This window comes from Streptomyces canus 299MFChir4.1 (assembly GCF_000383615.1).
GTDB lineage: Bacteria > Actinomycetota > Actinomycetes > Streptomycetales > Streptomycetaceae > Streptomyces > Streptomyces canus_C.
On the sequence record NZ_KB911595.1, the window covers coordinates 166,361 to 180,598 of the forward strand.

15 protein-coding genes are annotated in these 14,238 nt (G+C 71.7%); 3 read left to right on the top strand and 12 right to left on the bottom strand.

What is annotated here, in order from left to right; all coding sequences use genetic code 11:
- Position 1 precedes the first annotated feature (1 nt).
- The 8 genes from H293_RS0127630 to H293_RS0127665 form a co-directional block, all read right to left on the bottom strand.
- Complete coding sequence (locus tag H293_RS0127630; RefSeq protein WP_020121069.1) at positions 2-241, bottom strand: hypothetical protein; 240 nt, start codon at positions 239-241, stop codon at positions 2-4.
- On the bottom strand, positions 238-1,740 hold the full coding sequence (gatA, locus tag H293_RS0127635) for an Asp-tRNA(Asn)/Glu-tRNA(Gln) amidotransferase subunit GatA (RefSeq protein ID WP_020121070.1): 1,503 nt from the start codon (positions 1,738-1,740) through the stop codon (positions 238-240). The genes H293_RS0127630 and gatA overlap by 4 nt, the downstream gene beginning before the upstream one ends.
- A 5-nt stretch (positions 1,741-1,745) precedes the next feature.
- The gene (gatC, locus tag H293_RS0127640; RefSeq protein ID WP_007384860.1) at positions 1,746-2,042 is read right to left on the bottom strand and encodes an Asp-tRNA(Asn)/Glu-tRNA(Gln) amidotransferase subunit GatC; all 297 of its coding nucleotides are present in this window, start codon (positions 2,040-2,042) and stop codon (positions 1,746-1,748) included.
- Positions 2,043-2,199: 157 nt separating this feature from the next.
- Positions 2,200-4,449, bottom strand: a complete 2,250-nt coding sequence (locus tag H293_RS0127645) for a putative bifunctional diguanylate cyclase/phosphodiesterase (protein ID WP_020121071.1) — start codon at positions 4,447-4,449, stop codon at positions 2,200-2,202.
- 271 nt (positions 4,450-4,720) lie between these two features.
- Entirely contained in the window at positions 4,721-6,913 is a 2,193-nt protein-coding gene (gene ligA, locus H293_RS0127650; protein WP_020121072.1) for an NAD-dependent DNA ligase LigA, read from the bottom strand.
- A gap of 15 nt (positions 6,914-6,928) precedes the next feature.
- Positions 6,929-7,930, bottom strand: a complete 1,002-nt coding sequence (locus H293_RS0127655; RefSeq protein WP_020121073.1) for a methionine synthase — start codon at positions 7,928-7,930, stop codon at positions 6,929-6,931.
- Positions 7,931-8,028: 98 nt separating this feature from the next.
- A complete protein-coding gene (locus H293_RS0127660; protein ID WP_020121074.1) occupies positions 8,029-8,718 on the bottom strand; it encodes an SDR family oxidoreductase in 690 nt (229 codons plus the stop codon).
- A gap of 23 nt (positions 8,719-8,741) precedes the next feature.
- Positions 8,742-9,281 carry an LOG family protein gene (locus H293_RS0127665; RefSeq protein WP_020121075.1) on the bottom strand — a complete coding sequence of 180 codons (540 nt, stop codon included), beginning with the start codon at positions 9,279-9,281 and terminating at the stop codon, positions 8,742-8,744.
- A gap of 50 nt (positions 9,282-9,331) precedes the next feature.
- On the opposite strand from H293_RS0127665, the gene H293_RS0127670 reads away from it, so the two are divergent.
- Positions 9,332-9,655, top strand: coding sequence for a DUF427 domain-containing protein (locus H293_RS0127670; protein ID WP_020121076.1), 324 nt, complete (start codon positions 9,332-9,334; stop codon positions 9,653-9,655).
- A gap of 37 nt (positions 9,656-9,692) precedes the next feature.
- A complete protein-coding gene (locus H293_RS0127675; protein ID WP_020121077.1) occupies positions 9,693-10,475 on the top strand; it encodes an alpha/beta fold hydrolase in 783 nt (260 codons plus the stop codon).
- A gap of 97 nt (positions 10,476-10,572) precedes the next feature.
- Here H293_RS0127675 and mnmA read toward each other — a convergent pair whose 3' ends face one another.
- A complete protein-coding gene (gene mnmA, locus H293_RS0127680; protein WP_028808248.1) occupies positions 10,573-11,697 on the bottom strand; it encodes a tRNA 2-thiouridine(34) synthase MnmA in 1,125 nt (374 codons plus the stop codon).
- Positions 11,698-11,757: 60 nt separating this feature from the next.
- Between mnmA and H293_RS0127685 the strand changes: the two genes are divergently transcribed.
- On the top strand, positions 11,758-12,429 hold the full coding sequence (locus H293_RS0127685; RefSeq protein WP_020121079.1) for an N-acetylmuramoyl-L-alanine amidase: 672 nt from the start codon (positions 11,758-11,760) through the stop codon (positions 12,427-12,429).
- Positions 12,430-12,465: 36 nt separating this feature from the next.
- On the opposite strand, the gene H293_RS0127690 is transcribed toward H293_RS0127685, so the two are convergent.
- From H293_RS0127690 to H293_RS59280, 3 genes are all read right to left on the bottom strand, one after another.
- Positions 12,466-13,635 carry a cysteine desulfurase family protein gene (locus tag H293_RS0127690; protein WP_020121080.1) on the bottom strand — a complete coding sequence of 390 codons (1,170 nt, stop codon included), beginning with the start codon at positions 13,633-13,635 and terminating at the stop codon, positions 12,466-12,468.
- 66 nt (positions 13,636-13,701) lie between these two features.
- Positions 13,702-13,968, bottom strand: a complete 267-nt coding sequence (locus tag H293_RS0127695; protein WP_020121081.1) for a hypothetical protein — start codon at positions 13,966-13,968, stop codon at positions 13,702-13,704.
- 35 nt (positions 13,969-14,003) lie between these two features.
- A complete protein-coding gene (locus tag H293_RS59280) occupies positions 14,004-14,168 on the bottom strand; it encodes a hypothetical protein (protein ID WP_007384847.1) in 165 nt (54 codons plus the stop codon).
- Positions 14,169-14,238: the final 70 nt, after the last annotated feature.

The following is a 14,238-nucleotide window of genomic DNA, read 5'->3' on the forward strand; positions in this document are numbered from 1 at the left end:
CTCAGCCCAGCAGGACGTCGTCGTCGCCCAGCCGCTTCAGTTCGCGGTACAGGATGGCGAGGCCGGTGACGACGGCGACGGCGGACACGGTGGCGTCGATCAGCACCAGCGTGTCGCTCTCGGCGCGCGCCTTCCTGAGCCGCTTGGCGACACCGATGGCGCCGAACGCCGTGGTGGCGATGGACAGGTACGTGCCGGACTTGGACTTCTTGAAGTCCTTCGCCTTGGTCAGCTTGCTCACAGCGACGGTGCCTCCTCCAGGAGCGGGTGGCCCCACCTTTCCACGAAGGCGGCCTCGACGGCGGCGCCGACCTTGTAGAGCCGGTCGTCCTTCAGGGCCGGGGCGATGATCTGCAGACCGACCGGGAGGTTGTCCTCCGGGGCGAGGCCGCACGGCAGCGACATGGCCGCGTTGCCCGCGAGGTTGGTCGGGATGGTGCACAGGTCGGCCAGGTACATGGCCATCGGGTCGTCGGCGCGCTCGCCGATCGGGAAGGCGGTGGTCGGGGTCGTCGGGGAGACGATCACGTCGACCTGCTCGAAGGCCTTCTCGAAGTCGCGCGTGATGAGCGTGCGGACCTTCTGCGCGGACCCGTAGTAGGCGTCGTAGTAGCCGCTCGACAGGGCGTACGTGCCGAGCATGATCCGGCGCTTGACCTCGGGGCCGAAGCCCTCCGCGCGGGTCAGCGAGGTGACCTCCTCGGCGGAGTGCGTGCCGTCGTCGCCGATCCGCCGGCCGTAGCGCAGGCCGTCGAAGCGGGCGAGGTTGGAGGAGCACTCGGAGGGCGCGATCAGGTAGTACGCGGAGAGCGCCAGGTCGAAGGACGGGCAGTCCAGCTCGACGATCTCGGCGCCCAGCTCCTTGAGGAGCGCGACCGACTCGTCGAAGCGCTGGATGACGCCGGCCTGGTAGCCCTCGCCGCGGAACTGCTTGACGACACCGACGCGCATGCCGGCGACGCTGCCGTTGCGGGCGGCCTCGACGACCGCCGGGACCGGGGCGTCGATCGACGTGGAGTCCAGCGGGTCGTGCCCGGCGATCACCTCGTGCAGCAGCGCCGCGTCCAGGACCGTACGGGCGCAGGGGCCGCCCTGGTCGAGGGAGCTGGAGAACGCGACCATGCCGTAGCGGGAGACCGCCCCGTACGTCGGCTTGACGCCGACCGTGCCGGTGACGGCGGCCGGCTGGCGGATGGAGCCGCCGGTGTCGGTGCCGATGGCCAGGGGTGCCATGTGCGCGGCCAGCGCGGCGGAGGAACCGCCGCCGGAGCCGCCGGGAATGCGGGTGAGGTCCCAGGGGTTGCCGGTCGGGCCGTAGGCGCTGTTCTCGGTGGAGGACCCCATGGCGAACTCGTCCATGTTGGTCTTGCCGAGGATGACCACGTCGGCGGCCTTCAGCCGCTTGGTCAGCGTCGCGTCGTACGGCGGGATCCAGCCTTCGAGGATCTTCGAGCCGACGGTCGTCGGGATGCCCTCGGTGGTGAAGATGTCCTTCAGCGCGAGCGGGACGCCGGCGAGCGGGCCGAGCTTCTCGCCCCGCTCCCGCTTCTCGTCGACGGCGCGCGCCTGCGCGAGCGCGCCCTCGCGGTCGACGTGCAGGAAGGCGTGCACCTTCTCGTCGACGGCCTCGATCCGGGCCAGGTGGGCCTCGGTGACCTGCACGGCCGTGAGCTCACCGGAAGCGATCTTCTCGGCGGTCTCGGCGGCGGTGAGCTTGATGATGGTGACGTTGTCCGTCATGGCGGTTAGTCCTCCCCCAGGATCTGCGGCACCTTGAAACGCTGCTGCTCCTGGGCCGGGGCGCCGGAGAGCGCCTGCTCGGGGGTGAGCGACGGACGGACCTCGTCCGCCCGCATGACGTTCGTCAGCGGGAGCGGGTGCGAGGTCGGCGGTACGTCTTGGTCGGCGACCTCACTGACGCGTGCGACCGCGCCGATGATGTCGTCCAGCTGTCCCGCGAAGTGCTCGAGCTCTTCGGGCTTCAGCTCCAGACGCGCCAGCCGGGCGAGGTGGGCGACCTCCTCGCGCGTGATGCCAGGCATGCAGCGATCCTCTGGGGTGAGTGTGTGTGGTTTGGGGCCAATCCTATGGGTCCCGGCCGGATGGCCGTTAAACGGTTTCGAGCAGCCGACCGCAACGGGTGCTCCCCATACCGCACCAAAGGATCCCGGATACCGCACCAAGGGATGCCTGGACAGGTCACTCCGCCGCCGGAAGCGCCGCCCTGGGCCGCTGCCAGCCCCGCGATCCGCGCGCCAGCAGCCACGCCGTGGTCTCCTCCGGCGGCATCGCCGCCGCCACCAGCCAGCCCTGTACGGCGTCGCAGCCCATGTCGCGCAGCCGCTCCCAGGTCTCGTCGTCCTCCACGCCTTCCGCCACGACCAGGAGTCCCAGGGAGTGGGCCAGGTCCACCGTGCAGCGGACGATCTCCGCGTCCTCGGTGTCGACGGCCAGCTTGGCCACGAAGGAGCGGTCGATCTTCAGTTCGCTGACGGGGAGGCGGCGGAGGTGGACCAGGGAGGAGTAACCGGTGCCGAAGTCGTCCAGCGACATCTTCACGCCGTGCCCGGTCAGAGCGGCGAGGGTGTCCGCGGCCCGAGAGGGGTCCTCCAGGAGGACGTGTTCGGTGATCTCCAGCTGAAGGGCGCCCGCGGGAACGCCGTGCCGGGCGAGGCGCGCGGCCACCGAGCCGGCGAAGCCCGGGGTGTGCACGTCACGCGGGGAGACGTTGACCGCCACCGGGACGTACAGCCCCTGCGCCCGCCACTCGGCGACCTGGGCGAGGGCCGTGTCGAGGACGTACTCGGTGAGGTGGGGCATCAGCCCGGACGACTCGGCGATCGCGATGAACTCGTCCGGCGGCACCTTCCCGCGCTCCGGGTGCACCCAGCGCACCAGGGCCTCCAGGCCGGCGACCTGTCCGTCGAAGCGCACCTTGGGCTGGTAGTGCAGCTGCACCTCGTGCGCGTCCAGGGCCCGGCGCAGATCGCCCAGGAGGCCGAGCCGGTCGGGGGTGTTGGAGTCCCGCTTGGACTCGTAGACCTCTACGCCCGTACGGTCCCGCTTGGCCTGGTACATCGCCACGTCCGCCCGCCGCAGCAGCCCCTCGGCGTCCACGGCGTGGTCGGGGAAGACGGCGACCCCGGCACTGGCCTCCAGGACGAGGGTGAGCCCGTCGAGGTCGAGCGGGGAGCTGAGGGCCGCGACCAGGTTGCGGGCGACCCGGGTCGCGGAGGTCGTGGAGTCCGCTATCGGCAGTAAGACGGCGAACTCGTCGCCGCCGAGCCGCGCCGCCTCCGCCCCGCGCGGCAGCGCGAGCCGCAGCCGGTCGGCGATCTGGAGGAGCAGCCGGTCACCGGCGAGGTGGCCCAGGGTGTCGTTGACCGAGCGGAAACGGTCGAGGTCGATGAGCATGAGGGCGGCCCGGGCATCGATGCGCTCGGCGTCGTCCAGGGCGCTCCAGATACGCTCCAGGAGCCACTGCCGGTTGGGCAGTCCGGTCAGCGGGTCACGCAGTTGCTCCTCGGCGCGGGCCCGGGCCATCCACAGGGTGGAGTCGAGGGCGATGAGGGGGATCGAGAACAGCGGGAGCAGCACCGGCTTGGCGGTGGCGACCACGCAGACCAGCGGGGCGATGCCGAGCAGCGCGACCGCGACCAGGCCCTGTCTGACCAGGGCGGTGCGGGCCACGGTGGGCAGTCCGGCGTGGCCGGAGGAGTGCAGATACCAGCCCAGGGCCCGGGTGACCGCGAGATAGGCCACGGCGACCATGACCACCTCGGGACCGGTGTAGAAGGTCCAGGTGTCGGGGTTCCAGGGGGTCTCGACGGAGGGCGACTGGCCGAACGCGGCGAGGACCAGGGCGCCGGCGGCTATGCCGAGGATGTCCACCGCGCCGTGCAGGATGCCCTGCCGCCAGCGGTGGCGCCTGGCTATGCCGACCAGCAGCACGACGGTGAGGCTGACCATGCCGGCGGACACCCAGCCGTACAGCAGCAGGACGGCGAGGGTCAGGGCGGCGCCCGAGCCGGTGCCGCCCCACCAGCGGGCCCGGCCGAGGGCGACCAGATGGCCGACGATGACACCGGTCAGCACGGCCAGCGACCAGCCGACGGTGCCGGACGGGAAGAGCGCGTGGCCGCCGGTGAAGGCCCGGTAGAAGCCCGCACCCAGCACGAATCCGGCCGCCGCGACGACCGTCGTGGGCAGTGCGGGCCAGGACAGGTGCCGCTCGGTCTCGTGGTCCGGCACACCGGGGGCGCGCTCGGCGGTGAGCTGTGCGGCGCCGGGGCCGCCGGCCGCGCTGTACTGTCCGGCCGCGTACGGTCCGGCGGCGCGGCCCTCCGCGCCCGGATGCTCCGAAGGCCGCCCGGCCCACCGGCTCGCCCGCAAGGCGCCGGTGAGCCGGCGCAGCCGTGAGTCCGGGGCGGCGCTCTCGGTCGGTTCCATTCCCGTCCCTCTCACAGCCGGCGGTGCCCACGCCACGCGGCTCGTTCGCCCGACAAAACCTTCGACGGCGCCGCGTTGGAAACCCTTCCCCCGGCTCATGAGGAGCAAGGGGATGCCCCGACCGCAGCTGGGCACGGCAGGCGCACATCTCAACAGTAGGCCGCAGAAGGCTTCCACGGGCAGCGGTCGTCGACGGTTGCCCGAATGCGCCCCGGCCACCCGTATGCATCTGGTATGCGCCGATCGGGTGGCCTTCAACCGCGGCTCCTCGCTACTCCTCCGTGGGAAGCGCCACATCGGCGGCCGCTTCGGGGCCCTGGTTCAGCAGGACGTCGAAGCCGTCCTCGTTCAGAACAGGCACCTTGAGTTGCATCGCCCTGTCATATTTCGACCCAGGATTGTCACCCACGACGACGAAAGACGTCTTCTTCGAAACCGAACCGGTCACTTTCGCCCCCCTGGACTGCAGCGCCTCTTTGGCCCCGTCCCGGGTGAAGCGCTCCAGGGTGCCGGTGACGACGACGGTGAGCCCTTCGAGGGGACGCGGGCCCTCGTCCTCCCCCGAGCCCTCCTCCTCCATCCGCACGCCCGCGGCCTTCCACTTGCGCAGGATCTCCTGGTGCCAGTCCTTAGCGAACCACTCCTTCAGGGACTTCGCGATGATGGAGCCGACACCGTCGGTGTTCGCCAGCTCCTCCTCGCTCGCCTGCTCGATGCGGTCGATCGAGCGGAAGTTGCGCGCCAGCGCCTCGGCGGCGACCGGGCCCACGTGGCGGATGGACAGGCCGGTCAGGACGCGGGCGAGCGGGCGCTCCTTGGCAGAGGCGATGTTCTCCAGCATGGCGAGGGCGTTCTTCTTGGGCTCGCCCTGCTGGTTGGCGAAGACGGTGGCGACCTTCTCCTCGCCGGTCTTCGGGTCGCGCTTGGGCAGACCGCTGTCCTGGTCGAGCACGTACGCCTTGATGGGCAGCAGCTGCTCGATGGTGAGGTCGAACAGGTCGCCCTCGTCGGTCAGCGGCGGTTCCGAGGGCTCCAGCGGCCGGGTGAGCGCGGCGGCGGCGACATATCCGAAGTGCTCGATGTCCAGCGACTTGCGGCCCGCGAGATAGAACAGGCGCTCGCGCAACTGGGCGGGGCAGGTGCGGGCGTTGGGGCAGCGCAGATCGACGTCGCCCTCCTTCATGGGCCTGAGCGCGGTGCCGCACTCGGGGCACTCGCTCGGCATCACGAACTCGCGCTCGCTGCCGTCCCGCAGGTCCACCACCGGGCCGAGGATCTCCGGGATGACGTCACCGGCCTTGCGCAGCACCACGGTGTCGCCGATGAGGACGCCCTTCAGCTTGACGACGTCCTGGTTGTGCAGGGTGGCGAACTCGACCTCGGAGCCGGCCACCGTCACCGGCTCGACCTGGGCGTACGGCGTGACCCGGCCCGTACGGCCCACGCCCACGCGGATGTTGATGAGCTTGGTGTTGACCTCCTCGGGCGCGTACTTGTACGCGATCGCCCAGCGCGGGGCGCGGGAGGTGGAGCCGAGGCGTCCCTGGAGGGGGATCTCGTCGAGCTTGACGACGGCCCCGTCGATCTCGTGCTCCACGGAGTGGCGGTTCTCGCCGAAGTAGGCGATGAACTCGCGGACGCCGTCGAGGCCGTCGACCACCTTGTTGTGCTTGGCGGTGGGCAGGCCCCAGGACTTGAGGAGATCGTAGCCCTGGGAGAGCCGGGTCATGCCCTCGAAGCCCTCCAGGACGCCGATGCCGTGCACGACCATGTGGAGCGGGCGGGTGGCGGTGACGCGCGGGTCCTTCTGGCGCAGGGAACCGGCCGCCGCGTTGCGCGGGTTGGCGAAGGGTTTGTCGCCGGCCTCGACCAGACGGGCGTTGAGCTCCTCGAACTTCTCCATCGGGAAGTAGACCTCGCCGCGGATCTCCACGAGGTCGGGGACCTTGTCGCCGGTGAGACGGTCCGGGATCTCGGCGATCGTGCGGACGTTGGGCGTGATGTCCTCGCCGGTGCGGCCGTCGCCGCGGGTGGCCGCGCGGGTGAGGCGGCCGTGCTCGTACGTGAGGTTGACGGCGAGGCCGTCGACCTTGAGCTCGCACAGCAGGTGGTAGTCGGTGGTGCCGACATCCTTGGCCACCCGCTCCGCCCAGGCCGCCAGCTCCTCGTCGCTGAAGGCGTTGTCCAGGGAGAGCATGCGGGAGCGGTGCTGGACGGAGGTGAACTCGGTCTCGTACGCCCCCGCCACCTTCTGGGTCGGTGAGTCGGGGGTGCGCAGCTCGGGGTACTCCTCCTCAAGGGATTCGAGGGAGCGCAGGAGCTTGTCGAAGTCAGCGTCGCTGATGACCGGCGCGTCGTTCACGTAGTACCGGAAGCGGTGCTCCTCGATCTGCTCAGCGAGCTGCGCGTGCTTCTCCCGTGCCTCCGAGGGCACCGTCGTCTCCGCTTGCTTGTCGCCGGCCACCGTGTTGTCCTCCCGTTACTCTGGGTTGTCCGCGAGGGATCTCGCCGCCTGGGCGCAGTGGGCGAGAGCCTTGCGCGCGTACTCGGGGGAGGCCCCCGCGAGTCCGCACGACGGAGTGACCGTGACCGCCTCCGCGAGAAGTCCCGGATGCAGCCCCAGCCTGCGCCACAGCGTCCTGACACCCATGACGCTACCGGCAGGGTCTGACAATGCGGTGTCCGTGCCAGGCACGACACCGGCGAAGAGCCTCGTGCCCCCTTCCACCGCCTCGCCGATCGCGTCGTCGTCACGCTCGGTGAGGAGCGAGAAGTCGAAGGAGACCGCCGCCGCACCCGCCCTCCGCAGCAGGGCGAAGGGGACGTCCGGTGCGCACGAGTGGACCACGACGGGGCCGTCCGCGTGAACCCCGACGACTTCGCGCAGGGTGGCCTCGACGAGCTGCCGGTCCAGGGCCCGGTGGGTCCGGTAGCCGCTGGCGGACCTGACATGCCCGCGCAGCACGGCGATGAGGGAGGGCTCGTCGAGCTGAAGCACGATCCGCGCACCGGGGACCCGGTTCCGGACGTCCTCCAGGTGCAGCCGCAGCCCCTCCGCGAGCGAGGCGGCGAGGTCCCGGCAGGCGCCGGGGTCGGAGAGGGCGACCTCGCCGTTCCTCAGTTCCAGGGCGGCGGCGAGCGTCCAGGGCCCGACGGCCTGCACCTTCACCTGGCCCTCGTACCCCTGGGTGAACTCCTCCAGCGCGTCGAGGTCCTCCCCCAGCCAGGACCGCGCCCGCTTGGTGTCCCGGCCCGGCCGGTCCCCGATCCGCCATCCGCTGGGTTCCACGCGCGCGTACAGCTCGACGAGCATTCCCGCGGTGCGGCCGATCATGTCGGCGCCGGGGCCGCGGGCGGGCAGCTCGGGCAGGAACGGGAAGTCCTCGAAGGAGCCGGTGGCGGTCCTGGCGGCCTCTCGGGCGTCGCCGCCGGGGAGGGAGCCGATGCCGGTGGCGGGGGCGAAGCTGAAGTCTGCGGTCACGTACGAAGCCTACGTAGGTGACCCGCGTGGACCGCGCCCCGGTTCTCGCGTGGATCTCGCCCCCGGTTCTCGCGTGGATCTCGCCCCCACCGCAGCCGTCAGCGACCGGGCCTGACCGTCAGGTCGTTGATCTCCGCGTCGCGCGGGAGGTCGATCGCCGTCAGGATCGCCGTCGCGACCGACTCGGGGTCGATCCACCGCGAGGGGTCGTACTCCTTGCCCTCCTGCTGATGGACCTTGGCCTGCATGGGGCTCGCCGTGCGGCCGGGGTAGACCGAGGTGACCCGGATGCCGTTCGCGTGCTCCTCGTGGCGCAGGGAGTCCGCCAGAGCCTTGAGGCCGTGCTTGGAGGCGGCGTACGCGGACCAGTCGGCGTGCGCGTTCAGACCCGCGCCCGAGTTCACGAACACCACCTGGCCCCGGGCCGCCCGCAGTTGCGGCAGGAAGTGGCGGGTCAGCTCGGCCGGAGCGATCAGGTTGACGTTCAGCTGGTGGCGCCAGGCCTTCGGGGTCAGGTCGCCGACCGGGCCGAGGTCGACCACGCCGGCGATGTGCAGCAGGGAGTCCACTTGGTCCGGCAGCGTCTGGTGCGAGAAGGCCCAGCTCAGCTTGTCGGGGTCGGCCAGGTCCCCGACCAGGGTCCGCGCCCCGGGGAACTGGGCCGCCAGCTCCTTCGCGCGGCCCGCGTCACGCGCGTGCAGCACGAGTTCGTCCCCGCGCGCGTGCAGCCGCCGTGCCACCGCCGCGCCGATGCCGGAGCCCGCTCCGGTGATCACATGTGTCGCCATGCCGCCATGCTCGCATCACGGCGTCAGCGGGTACCGAGCGACTCCTCCAGGTACGCCAGCGCCCCCACCGGCTCCTCAGCGAAGAACACCAGGTCGGTGAGCGGGCGGGGCAGGAAGCCCTCGTCCTCCATGCGCCGGAACTGCTCCTTGAGCCCGTCGTAGAAACCCGCCGTGTTCAGCAGGACGACCGGCTTCTCGGTGTGCCCGTGCTTCTTCAGCTCCAGGATCTCGGTCGCCTCGTCGAGGGTGCCCGTGCCGCCCACCATGATCACCACGGCGTCGGCCTTCTCCAGGAGCAGCCTCTTGCGTTCGGCGAGGTCCTTCGTGATCACCATCTCGTCGACGCCCGGCCGCACCTTGGCGGCCAGGAACTCCACCGAGACCCCGACGAGCCGCCCGCCCGCCTCCTGCACTCCGTCCGCGACGACCTTCATCAGGCCCACGTCCGAACCGCCCCACACCAGGGTGTGCCCGCCCTTGCCCAGCAGCTTCGCGAACTCCCGCGCGGGGCGCGTGTAGCGGTCGTCGAGGTCGGCGGCGGAGAGGAAGACGCAGATTCGCATGAGGTCACCGTACGCGGGAAGAACCGGGGGCCCGCGAGTGCTTCTCCGGTATGACCGAAGGACACACGATCACCATCGAGCAAGTCGACCGGCACGTGCGCGTGGCGCACGGCGACCAGATTCTGGCGGAGAGCGAACGGGCCCTCGTGCTGCGCGAGACGGGCTGTCCGCCGCGGTACTACCTCCCCGCCGAGGACGTACGACTCGACCTGCTGACCCCTTCCGACACCCACACCTACTGCCCGTTCAAGGGCACCGCGTCCTACTGGTCGCTGCCGGACGCGCCGGACCTGGTGTGGTCCTATCCCGAGCCGAAGCCCGCCGTCGCCGAGATCAAGGACCACCTCTGTTTCTACGAGGTCGACGTGTCCTGACCGATGACTTCGCCGTCGTACGGCAGTCTCCACAGACATGGACAAGAAGACCCTCTCGCGCGACGGCACTCCGATCGCGTACGAACGCACCGGGCAGGGCCCGGCGGTCATCCTCGTCAGCGGCGCGATGTCCACGGGCGGTACGGTCGCGCCCCTGGCGGTGCCGCTGGCCGAGCGGTTCGACGTGCTCGTGTACGACCGCCGGGGCCGCGGTGCGAGCGGCGACACGGCCCCCTACGCGGTGGCCCGTGAGGTCGACGACCTCGCCGCGCTCATCGAGACGGCGGGCGGCGAGGCGAGCCTGTGCGGCATCTCGTCCGGCGGTGCGCTGGTCCTGGAGGCCGCGGCGAGCGGGCTGCCGGTCCGGCGGGTCGCCGTGTACGAGACACCGTTCGCGGACTTCCTCGACGGCGGCGCCGAGGGGAACGCCGAGTACACCCGAAGCCTCGACGCGGCGCTCGCCGAGGGGCGGCGCGGGGACGCGGTGGAACTGTTCCTGCGGCTCACCGGCATGGGCGAGGAGATGATCCAGGGCGCCCGCCAGTCCCCCATGTGGCCCGGCATGGAGGCGGTCGCCCCGACGCTCGCCTACGACAACGCGGTCATGGCCGGCGGCCTGGTCCCCCGGGACCGGCTGGCCGCGATCACGGTCCCGGTGCTGGCGGTCGCGGGCGGCGCGAGCCCCGAGTGGATGCGTGAGGGCACCAGGGCGGTCGCGGAGGCGGCCCCGAAGGGCTCGTACCGTGTCCTGGAGGGCCAGACCCACATGGTCGACCCGACCGCCCTGGGGCCGGTTTTGACGGAGTTCTTCGCGGGCTGACGATCGGGCACGCGCGCGTGGCGGGACTTACCTGTCCCCAGTACGCGCGCGTGGTGGCGTCACGCAGCGCAGGGCGCGCGCATGCTCGCCGGACGGGTCAGGCCACGCCCGCCGCCACCCGCACCGTGGACGCGATCGTCGCCGAGCCCACCACGCGCGTGTCGTCGTACAGCACGATCGCCTGGCCCGGGGCCACCCCGCGGACGGGCTCCGCGAACGACACCTGCAACGCGCCGTCCACCAGCTCCGCGGTGACCTCGGTCTCGCCGCCGTGGGCGCGGAGCTGGGCGGTGTAGGTGCCGGGGCCGACCGGGGCCGCACCGCACCAGCGGGGCTTGATCGCGCTGAGGGCGGTCACGTCCAGGGCGGCGGCCGGGCCGACGGTCACCGTGTTGTTCACCGGAGAGATGTCGAGGACATAGCGCGGCTTGCCGTCGGCGGCCGGGGTGCCGATGCGCAGCCCCTTGCGCTGGCCGATGGTGAAGCCGTACGCGCCCTCGTGGGTGCCGACCTTCGCGCCCGACTCGTCGACGATGTCGCCCTCCGCCCGGCCGAGGCGCGAGGCGAGGAAGCCCTGGGTGTCACCGTCGGCGATGAAGCAGATGTCGTGCGAGTCGGGCTTCTTGGCGACCGCGAGGCCCCGGCGCTCGGCCTCGGCGCGGATCTCGTCCTTGGTGGTGACCGTGTCGCCGAGCGGGAACAGGGCGTGCGCCAGCTGCTTCTCGTCCAGGACGCCGAGGACGTACGACTGGTCCTTCGCCATGTCGGAGGCGCGGTGCAGCTCCCGGGAGCCGTCCGCGAGCGTGACGACCTTCGCGTAGTGGCCCGTGCACACCGCGTCGAAGCCCAGCGCGAGCGCCTTGTCGAGCAGCGCGGCGAACTTGATCTTCTCGTTGCAGCGCAGGCAGGGGTTCGGGGTGCGGCCGGCCTCGTACTCGGCGACGAAGTCCTCGACGACGTCCTCGCGGAAGCGATCGGCGAGGTCCCAGACGTAGAACGGGATGCCGATGACGTCGGCGGCCCGGCGGGCGTCGCGCGAGTCCTCGATGGTGCAACAGCCACGCGCGCCCGTGCGGAACGATTGAGGGTTCGCGGAGAGCGCGAGGTGGACGCCGGTCACGTCGTGGCCGGCTTCGGCGGCACGGGCGGCGGCGACGGCGGAGTCCACTCCTCCGGACATGGCGGCGAGAACGCGAAGAGGGCGCTGCGTGGTGTCAGTCATAACCCTTCAAGAGTACGGGGACGCGGGAACCGGGGCGGCCGGGTATCCGTTGACGACCACATGGGGGCGACAGAGGGTTCCGGGGACGCCGACCGGCGCATCGGCCGGCGGGCCCTGCTCATCGGCGGGGCGGCGGCCGCCGTGGGCACGGCGGTGCTGGCCCGCGACGAGCTGGCGCGGCTGTGGTGGCGGGCTCCGGGAGTGGAGAAGCCGCGGGTCGAGGGCGCGGTCGACTTCGGCGGCGCGCAGTGGGTGGCGGCCTCCGACGCGAACTGGCGGCGCGCGGACCGGCCCGACGACTACGGCATAGACATGGTGGTCATCCATGTCACCCAGGGCAGTTTCGCGAGCGCGGTGAAGGTGTTCCAGGACCCGGGCCACGGGGCGGCCGCGCACTACGTCGTCCGCAAGGACGGGTACATCACGCAGATGATCCGCGAGCTGGACGTGGCGTACCACGCGGGCAACCGCGCCTACAACGAACGCAGTGTGGGCATCGAGCACGAGGGCTTCGTCGACCGGCCCGAGGACTTCACGGACGCGATGTACGCGGCCTCGGCGCGGCTCACGGCCCGGATATGCGCGCGGTACGCCATCCCCGTCGACCGCGAGCACATCATCGGCCATGTGGAGGTGCCGGGGACGGACCACACCGACCCGGGCAAGCACTGGGACTGGGACCGGTACATGAAGTCGGTGCGGCAGGCCAGGCGGGCCCTCACGCAGGTGTGAGCCCTCGGTTCCCTCACGCACCCCGCCTCGGGAGCGTCACGTCAGCCCCGCCGCGCGGGCGCGTTCCACCGCCGGGCCGATGGCCTTCGCGACCGCCTCGACGTCCGCCTCGGTGGAGGTGTGGCCGAGGGAGAAGCGCAGGGTGCCGCGGGCCAGGTCGGGGTCGGTGCCGGTGGCCAGCAGGACGTGGCTGGGCTGGGCGACGCCCGCGGTGCAGGCGGAGCCGGTGGAGCACTCGATGCCCTGCGCGTCCAGGAGCAGGAGCAGGGAGTCGCCCTCGCAGCCGGGGAAGGTGAAGTGGGCGTTGGCCGGGAGCCGCCCTCCTGGCGCCGGGTCGCCGCCGAGGATCGCGTCCGGGACCGCCGTACGGACCGCCTCGACCAGGGAGTCGCGCAGGGCGCCGATCTCGGCCTCGAACCACTCGCGCTGTTCGGCGGCGAGGCGGCCGGCGACCGCGAAGGAGGCGATGGCGGGGACGTCGAGGGTGCCGGAGCGGACGTGGCGCTCCTGACCGCCGCCGTGCAGGACGGGGACGGGGGTCCACTCCCGGCCGAGCACGAGCGCGCCGATGCCGTACGGGCCGCCGATCTTGTGGCCCGACACCGCCATCGCGGCGAGGCCGGAGGCGGCGAAGTCGACGGGGACCTGACCGAAGGCCTGAACCGCGTCGGCGTGCAGCGGGACGCCGAACTCGCCGCTGACCTCGGCGAGTTCGCGGACCGGCAGGACCGTGCCGATCTCGTTGTTGGCCCACATGACCGTGGCGAGGGCGACGTCGTCGGGATTCCGGGCGATGGCCTCGCGCAGGGCCTCGGGGTGGACCCGGCCGTGCTTGTCGACGGGGAGGTACTCGACGGTGGCGCCCTCGTGTTCGCCGAGCCAGTGGACGGCGTCGAGGACGGCGTGGTGTTCGACGGGGCTGGCGAGGACCCGCGTCCTTGCGGGGTCCGCGTCGCGCCGGGACCAGTACAGGCCCTTCACGGCGAGGTTGTCGGCCTCCGTGCCGCCGGAGGTGAGGACGATCTCGCTGGGCCGGGCGCCGAGTGCCTCCGCGAGGGTCTCGCGGGATTCCTCGACCGTACGGCGGGCCCTGCGGCCGGAGGCGTGGAGGGAAGAGGCGTTGCCGGTGGCGCCGAGGTGCGCGGTGAGTGCCTCGACCGCCTCGGGGAGCATCGGGGTGGTCGCGGCGTGGTCGAGGTATGCCATGGTGACGCCGATTCTACGGGTCGCGGGTGAGCACCCTCAGGCCAGGACCGGCCGCCGCCGACGGGCTCAGAAGCTCCAGGACGGCGTGTTGTCCAGCTGCATGAAGGCCACCAGGACCAGCAGGTCGGCCACTCCGAGGCCGAGGCCCAGGTAGGCACGGCCGCGGCGGGCGGTGCCGCGCCACAGGGCCACCGAGGCCAGGACGATGGCGATCGGGCCGAGGAAGACGTTGAGGACGAGAAGGCCGACGAGGCCGAGGATGAAGGACGCCACGGCCATGCCGTCGGCGTCACGGGCACCGGTCTGTCGGGTGGCCTGCGCGGTGAGCTGCATGGTGATCAGTGCTCCTGGGGACGGCGTGGCGGGGGTCAGTGGGCCGAGGTGCGGCGGCGGGCGTGGCGCTCGCGGAGCGCGAAGATGCCCAGCCAGGCGGCGATCACGACGGCGGCGACGGCGGTGAAGGTGAGCGGCGCGTGGGCGACGGTGCCCAGGACGACGCCGAGGAGCATGAGTGCGGCGACGAGGAACAGCATGGGACGGATCCCCCTCCGATTCGGCGGTCGTTACGTTTGGGTGAACAGTTGTAGTTACACTTGTTCACTG

Excerpts from the sequence above, each read along its gene's own strand:
- gatA (WP_020121070.1), bottom strand. The coding sequence starts at position 1,740 with ATGACGGACAACGTCACCATCATCAAGCTCACCGCCGCCGAGACCGCC.
- gatC (WP_007384860.1), bottom strand. The coding sequence starts at position 2,042 with ATGCCTGGCATCACGCGCGAGGAGGTCGCCCACCTCGCCCGGCTGGCG.
- H293_RS0127645 (WP_020121071.1), bottom strand. The coding sequence starts at position 4,449 with ATGGAACCGACCGAGAGCGCCGCCCCGGACTCACGGCTGCGCCGGCTC.
- H293_RS0127660 (WP_020121074.1), bottom strand. The coding sequence starts at position 8,718 with ATGGCGACACATGTGATCACCGGAGCGGGCTCCGGCATCGGCGCGGCG.
- H293_RS0127665 (WP_020121075.1), bottom strand. The coding sequence starts at position 9,281 with ATGCGAATCTGCGTCTTCCTCTCCGCCGCCGACCTCGACGACCGCTAC.
- H293_RS0127670 (WP_020121076.1), top strand. The coding sequence starts at position 9,332 with ATGACCGAAGGACACACGATCACCATCGAGCAAGTCGACCGGCACGTG.
- H293_RS0127675 (WP_020121077.1), top strand. The coding sequence starts at position 9,693 with ATGGACAAGAAGACCCTCTCGCGCGACGGCACTCCGATCGCGTACGAA.
- mnmA (WP_028808248.1), bottom strand. The coding sequence starts at position 11,697 with ATGACTGACACCACGCAGCGCCCTCTTCGCGTTCTCGCCGCCATGTCC.
- H293_RS0127685 (WP_020121079.1), top strand. The coding sequence starts at position 11,758 with ATGGGGGCGACAGAGGGTTCCGGGGACGCCGACCGGCGCATCGGCCGG.
- H293_RS0127690 (WP_020121080.1), bottom strand. The coding sequence starts at position 13,635 with ATGGCATACCTCGACCACGCCGCGACCACCCCGATGCTCCCCGAGGCG.
- H293_RS0127695 (WP_020121081.1), bottom strand. The coding sequence starts at position 13,968 with ATGCAGCTCACCGCGCAGGCCACCCGACAGACCGGTGCCCGTGACGCC.
- H293_RS59280 (WP_007384847.1), bottom strand. The coding sequence starts at position 14,168 with ATGCTGTTCCTCGTCGCCGCACTCATGCTCCTCGGCGTCGTCCTGGGC.